The organism is Streptococcus sp. 1559, from assembly GCF_013276735.1.
GTDB lineage: Bacteria > Bacillota > Bacilli > Lactobacillales > Streptococcaceae > Streptococcus > Streptococcus pseudopneumoniae.
In genome coordinates, this window is sequence record NZ_VMLO01000093.1 from 1 (window position 1) to 19319 (window position 19319).

General features: G+C 39.7%; 18 protein-coding genes and 1 pseudogene. 18 read left to right on the forward strand and 1 reads right to left on the reverse strand.

The annotated features are described in order from the left end of the window. Positions 1 to 156 precede the first annotated feature (156 nt). From HT688_RS09955 to ciaH, 12 genes and pseudogenes are all read left to right on the forward strand, one after another. Entirely contained in the window at positions 157 to 477 is a 321-nt protein-coding gene (locus tag HT688_RS09955) for a PadR family transcriptional regulator (RefSeq protein WP_000665417.1), read from the forward strand. A gap of 3 nt (positions 478 to 480) precedes the next feature. After that, a complete protein-coding gene (locus HT688_RS09960) occupies positions 481 to 1296 on the forward strand; it encodes a hypothetical protein (protein WP_101514548.1) in 816 nt (271 codons plus the stop codon). Positions 1297 to 1370: 74 nt separating this feature from the next. Further along, positions 1371 to 2297, forward strand: a complete 927-nt coding sequence (locus HT688_RS09965) for an aldo/keto reductase (protein WP_172923751.1) — start codon at positions 1371 to 1373, stop codon at positions 2295 to 2297. A 99-nt stretch (positions 2298 to 2396) separates the two neighbouring features. Further along, the gene (locus tag HT688_RS09970) at positions 2397 to 2633 is read left to right on the forward strand and encodes a DUF2829 domain-containing protein (RefSeq protein WP_172923752.1); all 237 of its coding nucleotides are present in this window, start codon (positions 2397 to 2399) and stop codon (positions 2631 to 2633) included. After that, positions 2626 to 3324, forward strand: a complete 699-nt coding sequence (locus HT688_RS09975; protein WP_172923753.1) for a 3-oxoacyl-ACP reductase — start codon at positions 2626 to 2628, stop codon at positions 3322 to 3324. The genes HT688_RS09970 and HT688_RS09975 overlap by 8 nt, the downstream gene beginning before the upstream one ends. Before the next feature lie 10 nt (positions 3325 to 3334). Next, on the forward strand, positions 3335 to 3814 hold the full coding sequence (locus HT688_RS09980; protein WP_000403937.1) for an NUDIX hydrolase: 480 nt from the start codon (positions 3335 to 3337) through the stop codon (positions 3812 to 3814). A 7-nt stretch (positions 3815 to 3821) separates the two neighbouring features. Then, positions 3822 to 4550 (forward strand): GNAT family N-acetyltransferase, encoded by a 729-nt coding sequence (locus HT688_RS09985; protein WP_100104028.1) that lies wholly within the window; start codon positions 3822 to 3824, stop codon positions 4548 to 4550. A gap of 41 nt (positions 4551 to 4591) precedes the next feature. After that, a pseudogene (locus tag HT688_RS09990) lies at positions 4592 to 5461 on the forward strand (putative PEP-binding protein). Further along, positions 5436 to 5876: an ASCH domain-containing protein gene (locus HT688_RS09995; protein WP_023938236.1), complete on the forward strand. Its 441-nt coding sequence runs from the start codon at positions 5436 to 5438 to the stop codon at positions 5874 to 5876. The pseudogene HT688_RS09990 and the gene HT688_RS09995 overlap by 26 nt, the downstream one beginning before the upstream one ends. A gap of 122 nt (positions 5877 to 5998) precedes the next feature. Next, entirely contained in the window at positions 5999 to 8545 is a 2547-nt protein-coding gene (locus tag HT688_RS10000; RefSeq protein WP_172923755.1) for a M1 family metallopeptidase, read from the forward strand. Between the two features lie 108 nt (positions 8546 to 8653). Next, positions 8654 to 9328: a two-component system response regulator CiaR gene (gene ciaR, locus HT688_RS10005; protein ID WP_000590639.1), complete on the forward strand. Its 675-nt coding sequence runs from the start codon at positions 8654 to 8656 to the stop codon at positions 9326 to 9328. Next, complete coding sequence (gene ciaH, locus HT688_RS10010; protein WP_023938233.1) at positions 9318 to 10652, forward strand: two-component system sensor histidine kinase CiaH; 1335 nt, start codon at positions 9318 to 9320, stop codon at positions 10650 to 10652. Before ciaR ends, ciaH begins: the two co-directional genes overlap by 11 nt. Positions 10653 to 10821: 169 nt before the next feature. Here ciaH and HT688_RS10015 read toward each other — a convergent pair whose 3' ends face one another. After that, positions 10822 to 11109, reverse strand: a complete 288-nt coding sequence (locus tag HT688_RS10015) for a DUF3270 domain-containing protein (protein WP_023933508.1) — start codon at positions 11107 to 11109, stop codon at positions 10822 to 10824. A gap of 139 nt (positions 11110 to 11248) precedes the next feature. Here HT688_RS10015 and HT688_RS10020 point away from each other — a divergent pair, with 139 nt between their 5' ends. The 6 genes from HT688_RS10020 to gyrB all read left to right on the forward strand — a co-directional run bounded on the left by HT688_RS10020 (position 11249) and on the right by gyrB (position 19262). After that, positions 11249 to 12178 (forward strand): peptidase U32 family protein, encoded by a 930-nt coding sequence (locus HT688_RS10020; RefSeq protein WP_050223418.1) that lies wholly within the window; start codon positions 11249 to 11251, stop codon positions 12176 to 12178. A 199-nt stretch (positions 12179 to 12377) separates the two neighbouring features. Further along, on the forward strand, positions 12378 to 14828 hold the full coding sequence (locus tag HT688_RS10025; protein ID WP_101514450.1) for a bifunctional DnaQ family exonuclease/ATP-dependent helicase: 2451 nt from the start codon (positions 12378 to 12380) through the stop codon (positions 14826 to 14828). 36 nt (positions 14829 to 14864) lie between these two features. Further along, the gene (locus tag HT688_RS10030; RefSeq protein ID WP_050208451.1) at positions 14865 to 16088 is read left to right on the forward strand and encodes an FtsW/RodA/SpoVE family cell cycle protein; all 1224 of its coding nucleotides are present in this window, start codon (positions 14865 to 14867) and stop codon (positions 16086 to 16088) included. Positions 16089 to 16098: 10 nt separating this feature from the next. Next, positions 16099 to 16653, forward strand: a complete 555-nt coding sequence (locus HT688_RS10035) for a DJ-1 family glyoxalase III (RefSeq protein WP_023938224.1) — start codon at positions 16099 to 16101, stop codon at positions 16651 to 16653. Between the two features lie 84 nt (positions 16654 to 16737). Next, positions 16738 to 17301: an HAD family hydrolase gene (locus tag HT688_RS10040; RefSeq protein ID WP_031222428.1), complete on the forward strand. Its 564-nt coding sequence runs from the start codon at positions 16738 to 16740 to the stop codon at positions 17299 to 17301. A gap of 14 nt (positions 17302 to 17315) precedes the next feature. Then, a complete protein-coding gene (gene gyrB, locus HT688_RS10045) occupies positions 17316 to 19262 on the forward strand; it encodes a DNA topoisomerase (ATP-hydrolyzing) subunit B (protein ID WP_050208456.1) in 1947 nt (648 codons plus the stop codon). The last annotated feature ends 57 nt before the right edge of the window (positions 19263 to 19319 follow it).

Consider the following 19319-nt stretch of genomic DNA (forward strand, 5'->3'; position numbering starts at 1 on the left):
AAGTCAGTCACATATATACCCTAAGGCGACGCTGACGTGGTTTGAAGAGATTTTCGAAGAGTATTAACTATTATGCTTTACAAACTAGTGTGGAAGTGGTATACTATAGCTGAAGCTACTAGTAGGTATTACAAAATAGATTAGAAGGGAGAAGGGATGAAAGAAACTCAACTGTTAAAAGGTGTTCTTGAAGGTTGTGTCTTGGATATGATTGGTCAAAAAGAGCGGTATGGTTATGAGTTGGTTCAGACTTTGCGAGAGGCTGAATTTGATACTATCGTTCCAGGAACTATTTATCCTTTGTTGCAAAAGCTAGAAAAAAATCAATGGATAAGAGGCGACATGCGCCCGTCGCCAGATGGTCCAGATCGGAAGTATTTTTCGTTAACCAAAGAAGGAGAAGAGCGTGTCTCGGTCTTTTGGCAACAATGGGACGATTTGAGTCAAAAAGTAGAAGGGATTAAGAATGGGGGTTAAACCATGAAGAAAATGAAGTATTATGAAGAAACAAACAATTTGTTGCATGAGTTTTCTGAGGACAATCAGCAGTATTTTGAGGAACTGTGGGATAGTTTTAATCTTGCTGGATTTCTCTATGATGAAGACTATCTCAGAGAGCAGATCTATTTGATGATGCTAGATTTCTCAGAAGCAGAACGAGATGGCATGAGTGCAGAGGATTATTTAGGTAAGAATCCTAAAAAAATAATGAAAGAGATTCTCAAGGAAGCACCACACAGTTCTATCAAGGAGTCCCTTTTAACACCAATTTTTGTCCTAGTGGTATTACGTTACTATCATCTACTGGGTGATTTTTCTAAAGGTCCTCTCTTAACAGTCAATTTGCTTACTTTTTTAGGGCAACTTCTTCTTTTTCTGATTGGATTTGGACTTGTGGCCACAATCTTACGTTGGGGCTTAGTCCAAGATTCTCCTAAAATGAAAATTGGCACCTATATTGTCGTTGGGATTCTTGTCCTTCTAGTTGTTCTGGGATATGTAGGAATAGGAAGTTTTGTACAAGAAGGAGCATTTTATCTTCCTGCTCCCTGGGATAGTTTCCTTGTCTTTACGCTTTCTCTAGTCATCAGTATTTGGAATTGGAAAGAAGCTGTCTTTCGTCCCTTTGTCAGTATGATTGTTGCCCATCTTGTGGTGGGTTCTCTGCTCCGTTATTATGAGTGGATGGGCATTTCAAATGTTTTCCTCACAAAGATTATTCCTTTAGCTGTTCTTTTTATTGGCATTTTTTTCTTGTTCCGTGGGTTTAAGAAGATAAAATGGAGTGAAATATAGCCAAAAAGCCGTTGCAAAGCGGTTTTTTGTTATAATGAAGGAAAGAATGTTAGAAATTAAAGGAGAAAAATTTGATGAGATACATAACTCTTGGTCAAGATGACAAAGAATTATCAGAAATTGTTTTCGGAATGATGAGAATAAAAGATAAGTCTGTCAAAGAAGTTGAAGAGCTTGTAGAAACAGCACTTTCTGTTGGAATCAATGCTTTTGACTTGGCTGATATATATGGTCGTGGTCGTTGTGAAGAACTGTTAGGTCTTGTCCTAAAAAATCGTCCAGATTTAAGAGAAAAGATGTGGATTCAGTCCAAATGTGGCATTCGCATTGAAGAATTTACCTATTTTGATTTTTCTAAGGACTATATTATAAAATCAGTTGACGGTATTTTGCAAAGATTGAAGATTGATCATCTAGATAGCTTGCTTCTTCATCGACCAGATGCTTTGATGGAATCTGACCCAGTAGCAGAAGCCTTTGATCTCCTTTATAAACAAGGTAAGGTTCGAGATTTTGGAGTTTCTAATCAAAATCCTATGATGATGGAGTTGCTTAAAAAAGATGTTAAGCAGCCGTTAGCTGTTAATCAGCTACAATTGAGTGCGGCTTTTACTCCAGGATTCGAATCAGCTTTTCATGTTAATATGGAAGATAGTCAAGCAGCTATGCGAGATGGCAGCATTTTTGAATATTGCCAATTACACGATGTGGTCATTCAAGCATGGTCAGTCTTGCAGTTCGGGTATTTTAAAGGGAATTTTGTTGGAAATGAGAAGTTCCAACAACTAAACCAAGTCCTAAATCGACTAGCATTAAAATACAGTGTGAGCCCATCAGCTATTGCTATCGCTTGGGTGTTACGCTACCCAGCAAAAATGCAGGCAGTCGTAGGTACAACAAATCCTAAGCACTTGAGAGAAGTTAGCCAAGCGGCAAACTTTAGCTTAACAAGAAAAGAATGGTATGAAATTTATCTTGCAGCAGGGAATAATTTGCCGTAAGTAGAAGCAGATGTAAATAAATCACATTCAAAAAGCCGTTTTAAAGCGGTTTTTTTGTTATAATGAAGGAAAGAATGTTAGATATTAAAGGAGAAAAACATGACATTTGAAGAGATCCTGCCTGGATTAAAGGCTAAGAAAAAATATGTACGAACTGGTTGGGGAGGTGCGGAAAACTATGTCCAACTCTTTGATACCATCGAGCAAAATGGGCTTGCACTTGAAGTGACACCTTATTTCCTAATCAACGTGTCTGGAGAAGGAGAAGGTTTTTCCATGTGGAGTCCGACACCTTGTGATGTTTTGGCGACAGATTGGGTAGAAGTGCATGGCTAAACGTGTACTCATTACAGGAGTGAGTTCAGGGATTGGTCTGGCTCAAGCTCGCCTCTTTTTAGAGAATAGCTATCAAGTTTACGGAGTTGACCAAGGTGAAAATCCATTCTTAGAGGGTGATTTCCATTTTTTACAGAGAGATTTGACTTTGGACTTGGAGCCTATTTTTGACCGGTGTCCTCAGGTTGATGTTTTGTGCAATACTGCTGGAGTTTTGGATGCTTATAAACCCCTATTGGAACAGACAGCGCAGGAAATTCAAGAAATTTTTGAAATTAACTACGTGACTCCTGTTGAGTTGACTCGCTATTATTTGACACAAATGCTGGAAAATAAAAAGGGAATCATCATCAATATGTGTTCCATTGCTTCTAGCCTAGCAGGTGGAGGTGGTCACGCCTATACTTCCTCTAAGCATGCCTTGGCTGGCTTTACCAAGCAGTTGGCTCTAGACTATGCTGAAGCTGGGATTCAGGTCTTTGGTATCGCTCCAGGAGCAGTCAAGACAGCTATGACCTCTGCAGATTTTGAGCCAGGTGGATTGGCTGATTGGGTTGCTAGTGAAACACCAATCAAGCGCTGGATTGAACCAGAGGAAGTGGCAGAAGTCAGTCTCTTTTTGGCCAGTGGTAAGGTATCTGTCATGCAGGGTCAAATTCTGACAATAGATGGTGGCTGGTCTTTGAAGTAGGAGGATTTGGATGGAAATCAAAAGACACTTTGGAGTCTACGCTGTTTGCTTAGAAAATGGGAAGTTACTCTGCATTGAAAAAACGAGAGGCCCTTATCAACATCGGTATGATCTACCTGGAGGCAGTCAGCAACTTGGTGAAGGACTGACGGAAACGCTGACTAGAGAAGTTATGGAAGAGACGGGATTTACTGTTAGAAGCTACTCTAATCCTCGAATCTACGATGTTTTCGTCAGAGAAGAGTTAACAAATTTTATGGTTCACCATGTCATGGCCTTGTATGATGTTGAAATGAATGAGAGTGCACCTCAAGTTACGACTTCGGAAGCTGTGTCTGATGGTGCGAATGATTCACTTGGATATATTTGGATGGATATTCAAGAGATTACAGAAGAAAATGCATCGCCATTAGTCTCGAAGGTTAAGTCTGAATTATTAGGATTTCCAGAACTGGACAAGACTTCTTACATGAATTGGAAGGTGAAGTAGAGGGATAATGGAACTATTTAAAACATGGAAGAAAAATATGGTTCTCTATGGTCTTAAATCTCAAATTGGAACTGTCTACCGAAACAATGATAGGACAACAAGCTTTTATGATGTTGGGAATTTTCTATACCTAGCAGGGGAGTTGGATTCCAGATTTTGGGAAGATTTTGTTAGAAAATATGGTTTAGATTATAAGATTATTATTTCAGAAAATACTAATTGGCAAGATTTTCTGCATCGAAAAGTGGGGCTAAATTCTTTTACTCGCTATTCTTTTAAAGATAAGGCAAATTTTCAAGTTGAATTTTTAAATAATCTAGTTACTCATTTAGAGGAAGGTTACAATATTGTGCCTATTGATAATCATATTTATAACTGCTTTTCTACGGAAGAATGGTCACAGGATTTACAGGGGGATTTTGAGTCCTATCAGGATTTTGTTTTAAAAGGTGGATTTGGCTTTGTGATTCTTAAAAATAATGAACTGATTGCTGGGATTTCCTCAGGGTTAGTTTACCGTAAAGCAGTTGAAGTGGAAGTTGCAACTAGACCAAACGAACAAGGGAATGGATTTGCTAAAAAGCTTGGTGCTGCAATGATTCTAGAGAGTTTAAATAGAGATATGTTTCCACTTTGGGATGCTCATAATGAGGCTTCCAAAAAAGTAGCAGAATTTTTAGGATATGAGTTATCTGAACCTTATGAATCTTTTGAACTAGAGGAAATTTTGATATAATTATATATGATATTGTATCTTTTAAGACGAGGTGAATGGCTATGAAAAATCAACTTGCCCTTAGTGGCGAAAAAATTCTTGAAAAAGTTTACCCCTAATTATTTCACCACGTCGGCATGATTCGTGGGGAATATTTGTTGAGAGAGCTTAATCAAAACATCATATTAGCAAGTTGTCAGCAATTTGTAAAAGATTATCTAGAGACTATCTGCTCCCTGTACTCAGATGAAGAAGTTTGGTATCGTTTTACTGAATTAACGAATACAGAAGCCAATTGTTTAGTGGGGACTAAAGAGTTTTTTGACGAAGGGCATCCCTTGTTTGGCTATAGAGGAACTAGGCGTTTACTGGCGTGTTTGGATGAATTTCAGGCTGAAGCACATGTCGTTACAGAAGTTTATCAAACCAACTCCAATCTATCTGTTATCTTTCCTTTTGTCAATGATGCCGACCAATTAAAACAAGCTATTACAGTATTGCGTCAGTATGGCTTTACTGGGAAAGTCGGAACGATGATTGAATTACCGTCAGCGTATTTTGACTTATCTAGTATACTGGAAACGGGCATTTCAAAGATTGTAGTTGGAATGAATGATTTGACTTCCTTTGTTTTTGCGACTATGAGAAACAGTCAATGGCATGATATGGAAAGTCCAATAATGTTAGATATGCTAAGAGATATGCAGGATAAAGCAAGAAAGAACAAGATTGATTTTGCTGTAGCAGGCTATCTGAATACTTCTTTCATACAAAAAATGAATAAGATGGGGATTGAGTGCATTATCCACTATAGTTCTATTCCAGCGATTTTTAATTTAGAGATTGACCATCCAGACCACCTCGAACGTGTAAAAGAAGAAAGTAAAAAATTACAAAGGAGCACCCATGACACCGCAAGAAATGTGGAATAAATACAAACAAATCAATCCTTCTATCGGAGATGAAATCGATGCTTGGTCTTTTGGAGTGGAACCAGACCTTTTAGCAGATTTGGTTTTAAGAGGCGAAAAGACTGCAACAGCATCAGCCTACGATCTCTATGCACTAGAAGACGAGTCTCTTCCTCAAGAAGGAACTTTTGATGTCATTTTAGATAGTCAAAATCAGGCTGTCTGTATTGTTGAAATTACAAAGGTTTCTGTCCAGCCCTTCAATCAAGTTTCTGCTGATCATGCCTTTAAGGAAGGGGAAGGTGACAAATCCCTAGCCTATTGGCGCCAGGTTCATGAGGATTTTTTCAGAGACTGCTTGGGTGAAGCAGGATTGACTTTTACACCTGAAAGCAAGGTTGTTTTAGAAGAATTTCGCAAGGTCTACCCACTGTAGACTGTTAGACGGAAGAAAGTTTTGGAAATCGCCGTCCAATCCTTTTTTCTCAAGCAAAATATGATATAATAAGTTTGTTTGAAGAAGAGCAGCAGCTCTTAAACTTAGAATAGGAGAAAACTATGCAAGCAGTTGAACATTTTATTAAGCAATTTGTTCCTGAACATTACGATTTATTTTTAGACTTGAGTCGTGAGACCAAGACGTTTTCAGGGAAGGTGACCATCACTGGTCAAGCACAGAGTGACCGCATTTCCCTTCATCAAAAAGACTTGGAAATCGCTTCTGTAGAAGTTGCAGGTCAAGCTCGTCCATTTACAGTTGACCATGACAATGAAGCTCTTCATATTGAATTAGCTGAGGCTGGTCAAGTTGAAGTGGCTATCGCTTTCTCAGGAAAAATTACAGACAACATGACAGGGATTTACCCTTCTTATTATACAGTTGATGGAGTCAAGAAGGAGGTCTTGTCTACTCAGTTTGAGAGCCATTTTGCGCGCGAAGCTTTCCCATGTGTGGATGAGCCTGAAGCCAAAGCAACTTTTGACCTCTCTCTTTGCTTTGACCAAGCAGAAGGTGAATTGGCCTTGTCAAACATGCCAGAAATCGATGTTGAAAACCGTAAGGAAACAGGTATCTGGAAGTTTGAGACAACACCTCGCATGTCTTCTTACTTGTTGGCCTTTGTTGCTGGTGATTTGCAAGGGGTGACCACTAAAACTAAGAATGGTACCCTCGTTGGTGTATACTCTACCAAAGCACATCCACTTTCAAATCTTGATTTCTCACTGGATATCGCTGTTCGCTCTATCGAGTTTTACGAAGATTACTATGGAGTTAAGTACCCAATTCCTCAATCTCTCCACATCGCCCTTCCTGACTTCTCAGCTGGTGCTATGGAAAACTGGGGTCTTGTGACCTACCGTGAAGTTTACTTGGTTGTCGATGAGAACTCTACATTTGCTAGCCGTCAACAAGTTGCCCTTGTTGTGGCCCATGAATTGGCTCACCAATGGTTTGGGAACCTCGTGACTATGAAATGGTGGGATGACCTTTGGCTCAATGAAAGTTTTGCTAATATGATGGAATACGTCTGTGTGGATACCATCGAACCAAGCTGGAATATCTTTGAAGATTTCCAAACAGGTGGAGTACCTCTTGCTCTTGAACGTGACGCTACTGATGGCGTTCAGTCTGTCCACGTCGAAGTTAAACATCCAGATGAAATCAATACACTCTTTGACGGCGCTATCGTCTATGCCAAAGGAAGCCGTCTCATGCACATGCTTCGCCGTTGGCTAGGAGATGCTGATTTTGCTAAAGGTTTGCATGCCTACTTTGAAAAACACCAATACAGCAACACCATTGGTAGTGACCTTTGGGATGCCCTTGGTCAAGCGTCAGGACGTGATGTCGCAGCCTTCATGGATTCTTGGTTGGAACAGCCTGGTTACCCAGTTCTTACTGTCAAAGTTGAAAATGATGTCTTGAAGATTTCACAAAAACAATTCTTCATCGGTGAGAACGAAGACAAGAACCGTCTCTGGGTGGTGCCCCTCAATAGCAACTGGAAAGGCTTGCCTGATACACTCGAAACTGAAAGTATCGAAATCCCTGGCTACGCAGCTCTTCTTGCTGAAAATGAAGGAGCTCTTCGTCTCAACACTGAAAATACTGCCCACTATATTACCGACTATCAAGGAGACTTGTTAGAAGCTGTTCTTGCTGAGCTAGAGACACTTGATAACACAAGCAAACTGCAAATTGTTCAAGAACGTCGTTTGTTGGCTGAGGCAGGGCACATTTCTTATGCAGACTTGCTTCCAGTTCTTGATAAACTTGCTAAGGAAGAGTCTTATCTGGTGGTTTCAGCTGTTTCTCAAGTGATTTCAGCCCTTGAGCGCTTTATTGATGAAGGAACGGATGCTGAAACAGCCTTCAAAGGACTGGTTGCTAAATTGGCTCGTCATAACTATGACCGTCTTGGTTTTGAAGCTAAAGACGGAGAATCAGATGAGGATGAATTGGTTCGTCAGCTGGCTGTTTCGATGATGATTCGCTCAAATGATGCAGAAGCTAGTCAAGTCGCTAGCCAAATCTTCGCAACACACAAGGAGAATCTTGCAGGACTCCCAGCAGCTATTCGTTCACAAGTTCTGATTAATGAGATGAAACATCATGAGACTAAAGACTTGTTAGCACTTTATCTTGATACTTATACTCACGCAACAGATGCTGTCTTTAAACGCCAGTTGGCAGCAGCTCTTGCATACAGTACAGATGCGGATAATATCCAAAACTTGATTACTTCTTGGAAGGACAAATTTGTGGTCAAACCACAGGACTTGTCTGCTTGGTATTACCAATTCCTAGCTCATCAAGCAACTCAGAAAACAGCTTGGTCTTGGGCGCGTGAAAACTGGGCTTGGATTAAGGCAGCCCTTGGAGGAGATATGAGCTTTGATAGCTTTGTTATCCTTCCTGCTCATGTATTTAAGACTCAGCAACGCTTGGCGGAATACAAGGAGTTCTTTGAGCCGCAACTTTGTGACCTTGCTCTTAGCCGTAACATCGGTATGGGAATCAAGGAAATTGCAGCGCGTGTTGACTTGATTAGCCGTGAAAAAGCTGCAGTCGAAGCAGTTGTTCTTCAATACGGAAATGCATAAATAAGCCTAAAATAAAAAGAAAACTCAGCTATCTCATGTAAAATGCAGAGAGTTGAGTTTTTTTTAAGGCAAATTTGGTATAATAGTTTTAATAAGGAGGAGTTTCTCATGATAAAAATCTTATTGGTTGAGGATGACCTAGGCCTGTCAAATTCAGTATTTGACTTTTTAGACGATTTTGCGGATGTCATGCAGGTATTTGATGGAGAAGAAGGTCTCTACGAAGCTGAAAGTGGTGTCTATGACTTGATTTTGCTTGATTTGATGTTGCCAGAAAAAAATGGCTTCCAAGTCTTGAAAGAATTGCGTGAAAAGGGGATTACGACTCCAGTTCTGATCATGACTGCCAAGGAAAGTTTGGATGACAAGGGACATGGATTTGAACTGGGAGCAGATGATTATCTGACCAAACCTTTCTACTTAGAAGAACTCAAAATGCGGATTCAGGCCCTTCTCAAACGTTCAGGTAAGTTTAATGAAAACACCTTGACTTATGGAAATATTGTAGTTAATTTGTCAACCAATACTGTTAAGGTTGAAGATACTCCAGTCGAATTACTGGGGAAAGAGTTTGATTTATTGGTTTATTTCCTTCAAAATCAAAATGTGATTTTGCCTAAGACGCAGATTTTTGATCGTCTATGGGGATTTGATAGTGACACAACGATTTCAGTTGTCGAAGTTTATGTTTCAAAAGTCCGTAAGAAATTAAAAGGAACCACTTTTGCAGAGAATTTGCAAACCTTGCGCAGTGTTGGGTATATTTTAAAAGATGTTCAGTAAACTAAAAAAAACATGGTATGCGGATGATTTTAGTTATTTTATCCGCAACTTTGGTGTCTTCACTCTGATTTTCTCTACAATGACTCTGATTATTTTGCAGGTCATGCATTCGAGTCTCTATACTTCGGTGGATGATAAACTCCACGGACTGAGTGAAAATCCTCAAGCAGTTATTCAACTGGCAGTGAATAGGGCAACAGAAGAGATTAAAGATTTAGAAAATGCTAGGGCGGACGCTAGTAAAGTAGAAATAAAACCTAATGTCAGTTCCAATACGGAAGTCATTCTCTTTGATAAGGACTTTACTCAACTTCTTTCTGGAAATCGATTTTTGGGCTTGGATAAGATTAGGTTAGAGAAAAAAGAACTAGGCCATATCTACCAGATTCAGGTTTTTAATAGCTATGGGCAGGAAGAAATCTATCGCATGATTTTGATGGAAACCAATATCAGTTCGGTTTCAACCAATATCAAGTATGCAGCTGTCTTGATTAATACCAGTCAGTTGGAGCAGGCCAGTCAAAAGCATGAGCAATTGATTGTCGTTGTGATGGTAAGTTTCTGGATTTTGTCTTTGCTTGCAAGTCTTTATCTAGCTCGGGTTAGTGTTCGACCCCTGCTTGAGAGCATGCAGAAGCAGCAGTCCTTTGTGGAAAATGCCAGTCATGAGTTACGAACTCCACTCGCAGTTTTGCAAAATCGCTTAGAGACCCTTTTTCGTAAGCCAGAAGCTACCATTATGGATGTGAGCGAAAGTATTGCATCGAGTTTGGAAGAAGTCCGAAATATGCGTTTTTTGACGACAAACTTGCTGAACTTAGCTCGGAGAGATGATGGGATTAAGCCGGAGCTTGCAGAAGTTCCAACTAGTTTTTTCAATACGACTTTCACAAACTATGAGATGATTGCTTCGGAAAATGATCGTGTCTTCCGTTTTGAAAATCGTATCCATCGTCCGATTGTCACAGACCAGCTTCTCTTGAAGCAGTTGATGACTATCCTATTTGATAATGCTGTCAAGTATACTGAAGAGGATGGTGAAATTGATTTTCTTATCTCGGCGACCGATCGTAATCTGTATTTACTGGTTTCTGATAATGGAGTCGGTATTTCGACAGAAGATAAAAAGAAAATTTTTGATCGTTTTTATCGAGTGGACAAGGCTAGAACTCGTCAAAAAGGTGGTTTCGGTTTAGGATTATCTCTGGCCAAGCAAATTGTAGATGCGCTTAAAGGAACCATTACTGTTAAAGATAATAAACCCAAGGGAACAATCTTTGAAGTGAAGATTGCCATCCACACACCATCGAAAAAGAAAAAATAAAAAGAGTCTGGGGCAAAAGTCTAACCTTAAATATAAAAAGCGAACAAAACAAGTTATCTGACACTCAGAATTCTGTTTTGTTCGCTTTTTTGTCTAATCTATCGATTTTAAAAACTTATAATAAAGAATTCCTAAAATCAAAATCCTTTTGTCCCAGACTCTTTTGGATTTATTTTCTACGTTTTCGTTTGATAATAGACCGTTGAACTTTTAAAACAAGTAAGCTGGATCCGATTGCTGCGGCAAAGGCAAGAGCAGTTGATAATTTTAATGCTAAAAAGATAAAACTAAAGATAGCAATACAGATACAAAAAACAGCGATATTAACAAAAAATAAAATTTCTTTGAGATTGCTATCAGCTTGTGCTTCAGGTGCATAAGCTTGATAATGAGGAAGTTGCTGGTTTAATTCTTCTTGATAGTCTACCTCATAGGATTGTAATTTTCTTACGGGCATGATTCTCTCCTTAACAGTACATACCTATTTTATCATTTTTTCGGCAGAGAATTATTACAGAAAGGTTACAAAAAGAATAAAGTCCCTTTTCATTTTCAAAGCATGGCTGATTTGCTAGAAATGTGGTATAGTTTTTCCTATGGAAAAGATTATCATTACAGCAACTGCTGAAAGTATTGAACAAGTCGAACAACTACTCGAAGCTGGCGTAGACCGTATCTATGTCGGTGAGAAAGATTTTGGCCTTCGTCTGCCAACAACCTTTAGTCATGACCAATTGCGTGAAATCGCTAAGTTGGTTCATGATGCTGGTAAGGAATTGCTCGTTGCGGTCAATGCTCTCATGCACCAAGATATGATGGACCGTATCAAGCCTTTCTTAGACTTCTTGGAAGAAATCAAGACAGACTATATTACGATTGGGGATGCAGGCGTCTTTTACGTAGTTAACCGCGATGGTTATTCATTTAAGACCATCTACGATGCTTCAACCATGGTAACTAGCAGTCGTCAGATTAACTTCTGGGGACAAAAGGCTGGCGCATCTGAGGCTGTTTTGGCGCGTGAAATTCCATCAGCTGAACTTTTCAAAATGCCAGAGATTTTGGAAATTCCTGCTGAAGTTTTGGTTTACGGTGCTAGCGTCATCCATCATTCTAAACGTCCACTCTTGCAAAACTACTATAACTTTACACATATCGATGATGAAAAGACGCATAAACGTGACCTCTTCTTGGCTGAGCCAAGTGATCCAGAGAGCCACTATTCCATTTTTGAAGATAATCATGGGACCCATATCTTTGCCAACAATGACCTTGATTTGATGATCAAATTAACAGAATTGGTGGAGCATGGCTTTACTCACTGGAAATTAGAAGGTCTCTATACACCTGGTCAGAACTTTGTTGAGATTGCAAAACTCTTTATCCAAGCGCGTAGCTTGATCCAAGAGGGCAACTTTAGTCATGACCAAGCCTTCTTGCTGGATGAAGAAGTGCGCAAGTTACATCCTAAAAACCGTTTCCTTGATACAGGATTTTATGATTACGATCCTGACATGGTTAAATAAAGTAAATGATTCGTTGAGAGAAGGAAGATGCAAATATTTCTTCTCTCAATTTTTCTTATTCTCCAATATTTTCAAAAAAATCAGCAGGCTAGGATGCTCTGTTTGCTGGGATTTTTAACACAAGTAACCTTCTTGAGTTTGAAAATTATCACATGTTTGCAGGTGCCAAATGGCCCTTTTTTTGGTATAATTTTTTATAATGAAAACGATTGGTAATCGCTATGTTGTGGTGGATTTAGAGGCAACTAGCACAGGTAGTAAGGCTAAAATTATCCAAGTGGGAATTGTCGTGATTGAGGACGGAAAAATCGTTGATCACTATACGACGGATGTCAATCCACATGAACCCTTGGATGCTCATATCAAAGAACTGACAGGATTGACAGACCAACGTCTGGCGCAAGCACCTGATTTTTCGCAAGTTGCTAGAAAAATCTTTGACTTGGTAGAGGATGGGATTTTTGTAGCCCACAATGTTCAGTTTGATGCCAATCTTTTGGCGGAAAATTTATTTTTTGAAGGTTATGAGCTAAGAAATCCTCGTGTTGATACGGTCGAATTGGCTCAGGTCTTTTTCCCTGAACTGGAAAAATATAGTTTGCCGATATTGTGCCGAGAATTAGGAATTCCTCTTAAACACGCACACACAGCCCTTTCAGATGCCCAAGCTACAGCAGAATTACTTCTTTTTTTACGGGAAAAGATGACCCAGCTTCCTAAAGGACTCTTGGAACGCTTGCTGGAAATGGCTGACGCCCTCCTATATGAGTCCTACCTGGTTATTGAAGAAATTTATCGCAGCCAATCTATTCTGAGTTCTTCAGATTTGGTCCAAGTTCAAGGACTGTATTTCAAGAAAACTGCAGATCCCATGGAGTCACGAAAACTATCTCAAGATTTTTCTAAAAATATTTCTCTGTTGAATCTTGAAGTGAGGGAGGAGCAAGAGAGTTTTGCTAAAGAAGTCGGTTTGTTATTGAAGGATGAGCCTATATCATTAATTCAAGCGCCGACAGGAATTGGGAAAACATATGGCTATCTCTTACCCGCTTTGTCCCAAGTGGAAAATCGTCAGATTGTCCTTAGCGTTCCGACAAAGATTCTTCAAAATCAAATCATGGAAGAAGAAGGTAAACGTCTCAAGGAAGTGTTCCATATAGATATTCGTAGTTTAAAGGGGCCTCAAAATTATTTGAAGTTGGATGCCTTTTATCGTTCCTTGCAGGAAAATGATGAAAATCGCTTATTTAGACGCTTTAAAATGCAAGTCTTGGTCTGGCTGACAGAGACAGAAACGGGGGATTTGGATGAAATTGGTCAACTCTACCGTTACCAACATTTTCTAACAGATCTTCGTCATGACGGGAATTTATCATCTCAAAGCTTATTTGTGACGGAAGATTTTTGGAAACGTAGTCAAGAAAGAGCACAAACCTGCAAGCTTTTAGTGACCAATCATGCCTATCTTGTAACCAGACTTGAAGATAATCCTGAATTTGTCAGTGACCGTTTACTGATTATCGATGAAGTTCAAAAAGTTTTGTTGGCTTTAGAAAATCTGCTTCAAGAGACCTACGATATCCAGTCTATTATCGATTTGCTTGATAAGGCCTTACTGGAGGAGCAAAATAAGGTCCAGCAACGAATACTAGAAAGTATTCGCTTTGAGTGCTTCTACTTGATAGAACAATTTCAGTCTGGTAAATCTAGGAAAAATATCTTAGATTCTCTAGCCAATCTCCATCAGTATTTTTTAGAATTAGAAGTAGAAGGCTTTGAGGAGCTGGTCCGCTATTTTACAGCTGACCGAGATTACTGGCTTGAAGCAACTGAAACGAGTCAAAAGAAAATTCAGATTTCTTCTACAAAATCTGGCCGTATTCTTCTGTCCTCTTTAATACCTGAGAGTTGTCAAGTCTTGGGAGTGTCGGCTACTCTTGAGATTAGTCAGAGAGTTTCTTTGGCAGACCTGTTAGGCTATCCTGAAGCCAAATTTCTTAAGATTGAAGCTCGTAGAAAACAGGACCAAGAAGTGGTCTTGGTCAAAGATTTCCCTCTGGTGACAGAAACTTCCTTAGAAGTCTATGCCAAAGAGGTAGCTGATTTACTAGTGGAAATTCAAGCTTTCCAGCAACCGATTTTGGTTCTCTTTACCGCTAAAGATATGCTTCTAGCAGTTTCAGACATACTTCCTGTAAGCCATCTGGCTCAGTATAAAAATGGGGATGTTCATCAGCTAAAGAAGCGCTTTGAAAAAGGAGAACAACAAATCTTGCTTGGTGCAGCAAGTTTCTGGGAGGGAGTTGATTTTTCAAGTCATCCTTTTGTGATTCAAGTTGTACCAAGACTTCCTTTCCAAAATCCCCAAGAGCCCTTGACGAAAAAGATCAATCAGGAACTAATTCAAGAAGGGAAAAATGCCTTTTATGATTATCAATTGCCAATGGCCATTATTCGTTTAAAACAGGCTTTGGGAAGAAGTATGAGACGCGAACACCAACGTTCTTTAACTCTTATTTTGGATAGGAGAATTGTCGGAAAACGATATGGTAAGCAAATAGTGACTTCTCTAGCAAAAGAAGCGACTGTTAAAACCGTCTCTCGATCCGAAGTTGATGAAGCTGTTGATAAATTTTTAAATGAACTTTGATAAATAGTATTGTATGAAAGTATAAGGTTAGTGTATATGAAACGTTCTCTCGACTCAAGAGTCGATTATAGTTTGCTATTGCCAGTATTTTTTCTACTGGTTATTGGCGTGGTGGCTATCTATATAGCTGTTAGTCATGATTATCCAAACAATATTCTGCCCATTTTAGGGCAGCAGGTCGCCTGGATTGCCTTGGGGCTTGTGATTGGTTTTGTGGTCATGCTCTTTAATACAGAATTTCTTTGGAAAGTAACCCCCTTTCTGTATATTTTAGGCTTGGGACTCATGGTCTTGCCAATTGTCTTTTATAATCCAAGCCTAGTTGCATCAACGGGTGCCAAAAACTGGGTATCGGTAAATGGTGTTACCTTGTTCCAGCCGTCAGAATTTATGAAGATATCCTATATCCTCATGTTGGCTCGTGTCATTGTCCAGTTTACCAAAAAACATAAGGAATGGAGACGCACGGTTCCGCTGGACTTTTTGTTAATTTTTTGGATGATTCTCTTTACTATTCCAGTCCTAGTTCTTTTAGCACTTCAAAGTGACTTAGGGACGGCTTTGGTTTTTGTAGCCATTTTCTCAGGAATCGTTTTATTATCAGGGGTTTCTTGGAAAATTATTATCCCAGTATTTGTGACTGCTGTAACAGGAGTTGCTGGTTTCTTAGCCATCTTTATTAGCAAGGACGGACGAGCTTTTCTTCACCAGATTGGAATGCCGACCTACCAAATCAATCGGATTTTGGCTTGGCTCAATCCCTTTGAGTTTGCCCAAACAACGACTTACCAGCAGGCTCAAGGGCAGATTGCCATTGGGAGCGGTGGTTTATTTGGCCAAGGTTTTAATACTTCAAATCTGCTTATTCCAGTTCGTGAGTCAGATATGATTTTCACGGTCATTGCAGAAGATTTTGGCTTTATTGGCTCTGTCCTGGTTATTGTCCTTTACCTCATGTTGATTTACCGTATGTTGAAGATTACTCTCAAATCAAATAACCAGTTCTACACCTATATTTCCACTGGTTTGATTATGATGTTGCTCTTCCACATTTTTGAAAATATCGGTGCTGTAACGGGCTTGCTTCCTTTGACCGGGATTCCACTGCCTTTCATTTCGCAAGGGGGATCGGCTATTATCAGTAATCTGATTGGTGTTGGTTTGCTTTTATCGATGAGTTACCAGACAAATCTAGCTGAAGAAAAGAGCGGAAAAGTTCCATTCAAGCGGAAAAAGCTTGTATTAAAACAAATCAAATAAGGAGAAAATCATGGTAAAAGTAGCAGTTATGTTAGCTCAGGGCTTTGAAGAAATTGAAGCTTTGACAGTTGTAGATGTCTTGCGTCGTTCAAATATTACTTGTGATATGGTTGGTTTTGAAAAGCAAGTAACGGGTTCGCATGCAATCCAAGTAAGAGCAAATCATGTCTTTGATGGAGATTTATCAGACTATGACATGATTGTTCTTCCTGGCGGTATGCCTGGTTCTGCACATTTGCGCGATAATCAGGCCTTGATTCAAGAGTTGCAAAGATTCGAGCAAGAAGGGAAGAAACTAGCAGCCATTTGTGCGGCACCAATTGCCCTCAATCAAGCAGGGGTATTGAAAAACAAGCAGTACACTTGTTATGATGGTGTTCAAGAGCAAATCCTTGATGGTCACTACGTCAAGGAAACAGTAGTGGTAGATGGTCACTTGACAACCAGTCGAGGTCCCTCGACAGCCCTTGCCTTTGCCTACGAGTTGGTAGAGCAACTAGGAGGAGACGCAGAGACTTTACGAACAGGAATGCTCTATCGAGATGTCTTTGGTAAAAATCAGTAAAACGGGAGTTATTCTCTCGTTTTTTATGTGGAAAAATCAGGGAAATCATCGCTTTTTTCATAAAAAAATGCTATAATGAAGGGTATGAAATATCACGATTATATCTGGGATTTAGGTGGAACTTTACTGGATAATTATGAAATTTCAACAGCTGCATTTGTTGAAACATTGGCACTGTATGGCATTATACAAGACCATGACAGTGTCTATCAAGCTTTAAAGGTTTCTACTGATTTGGCGATTGAGACATTCGCTCCCAATTTAGAGAATTTTTTAGAAAAGTACAAGGAAAATGAAGCCAGAGAGCTTGAACACCCGATTTTATTTGAAGGAGTTTTTGACCTATTGGAAGACATTTCAAATCAAGGTGGCCGTCATTTTTTGGTCTCTCATCGAAATAATCAGGTTTTGGAAATTTTAGAAAAAACCTCTATAGCAGCTTATTTTACAGAAGTGGTGACTTCTAGCTCAGGCTTTAAGAGAAAGCCAAATCCCGAGTCCGTGCTTTATTTAAGAAAAAAGTATCAGATTAGCTCAGGTCTTGTCATTGGTGATCGACCGATTGATATCGAAGCAGGTCAAGCTGCAGGACTTGATACCCACTTGTTTACCAGTATCGTGAATTTAAGACAAGTATTAGACATGTAAGAAAAAGGAATAAGATGACAGAAGAAATCAAAAATCTGCAGGCACAGGATTATGATGCCAGTCAAATTCAAGTTTTAGAGGGCTTAGAGGCTGTTCGTATGCGTCCAGGGATGTACATTGGATCAACCTCAAAAGAAGGTCTTCACCATCTAGTCTGGGAAATTGTTGATAACTCAATTGACGAGGCCTTGGCAGGATTTGCCAGCCATATTCAAGTTTTTATTGAGCCAGATGATTCGATTACTGTTGTGGATAATGGGCGTGGTATTCCAGTCGATATTCAGGAAAAAACAGGTCGACCTGCCGTTGAGACTGTCTTTACTGTCCTTCACGCTGGAGGAAAATTTGGCGGTGGCGGATACAAGGTTTCAGGTGGTCTTCACGGCGTGGGGTCGTCAGTTGTTAATGCCCTTTCAACTCAATTAGACGTTCATGTTCACAAAAATGGTAAGATTCATTACCAAGAATACCGTCGTGGTCATGTTGTCGCAGATCTTGAAATAGTTGGAGATACGGATAAAACAGGAACAACGGTTCACTTCACACCGGACCCAAAAATCTTCACTGAAACAACAATCTTTGATTTTGATAAATTAAATAAACGGATTCAAGAGTTGGCCTTTCTAAATCGCGGTCTTCAAATTTCAATTACAGATAAGCGTGAAGGTTTGGAACAAACCAAGCATTATCATTATGAAGGTGGGATTGCTAGTTACGTTGAATATATCAACGAGAACAAGGATGTAATCTTTGATACACCAATCTATACAGACGGTGAGATGGATGATATCACAGTTGAGGTAGCCATGCAGTACACAACTGGTTACCATGAAAATGTCATGAGTTTCGCCAATAATATTCATACCCATGAAGGTGGAACGCATGAACAAGGTTTCCGTACAGCCTTGACACGTGTTATCAACGATTATGCTCGTAAGAATAAGTTACTGAAAGACAATGAAGATAATTTAACTGGGGAAGATGTCCGCGAAGGATTAACTGCAGTTATCTCAGTTAAACACCCAAATCCACAGTTTGAAGGACAAACCAAGACCAAATTGGGAAATAGCGAAGTGGTCAAGATTACCAATCGCCTCTTCAGTGAAGCCTTCTCCGATTTCCTCATGGAAAATCCACAGATTGCCAAGCGTATCGTGGAAAAAGGGATTTTGGCTGCCAAGGCTCGTGTGGCTGCCAAGCGTGCGCGTGAAGTCACTCGTAAAAAATCTGGTTTGGAAATTTCCAACCTTCCAGGGAAACTAGCAGACTGTTCTTCTAACAATCCTGCTGAAACAGAACTCTTCATCGTCGAAGGAGACTCAGCTGGTGGATCAGCCAAATCTGGTCGTAACCGTGAGTTTCAGGCTATCCTTCCAATTCGCGGTAAGATTTTGAACGTTGAAAAAGCAAGTATGGATAAGATTCTAGCTAACGAAGAAATTCGTAGTCTTTTCACAGCCATGGGAACAGGATTTGGCGCAGAATTTGATGTTTCGAAAGCCCGTTACCAAAAACTCGTTTTGATGACCGATGCCGATGTCGATGGAGCCCATATTCGTACCCTTCTTTTAACCTTGATTTATCGTTATATGAAACCAATCCTAGAAGCTGGTTATGTTTATATTGCCCAACCACCAATCTATGGTGTCAAGGTTGGAAGCGAGATTAAAGAATATATCCAGCCGGGTGCAGATCAAGAAATCAAACTCCAAGAAGCTTTAGCCCGTTATAGTGAAGGTCGTACCAAACCGACTATTCAGCGTTATAAGGGGCTAGGTGAAATGGACGATCATCAGCTGTGGGAAACAACCATGGATCCCGAACATCGCTTGATGGCTAGAGTTTCTGTAGATGATGCTGCAGAAGCAGATAAAATCTTTGATATGTTGATGGGGGATCGAGTAGAGCCTCGTCGTGAGTTTATCGAAGAAAATGCTGTCTATAGTACACTTGATGTCTAAAAAATAGGGAGAAGTAGTTCCCTTGGTCTAAAAAATATGATATAATCGTTACGATTG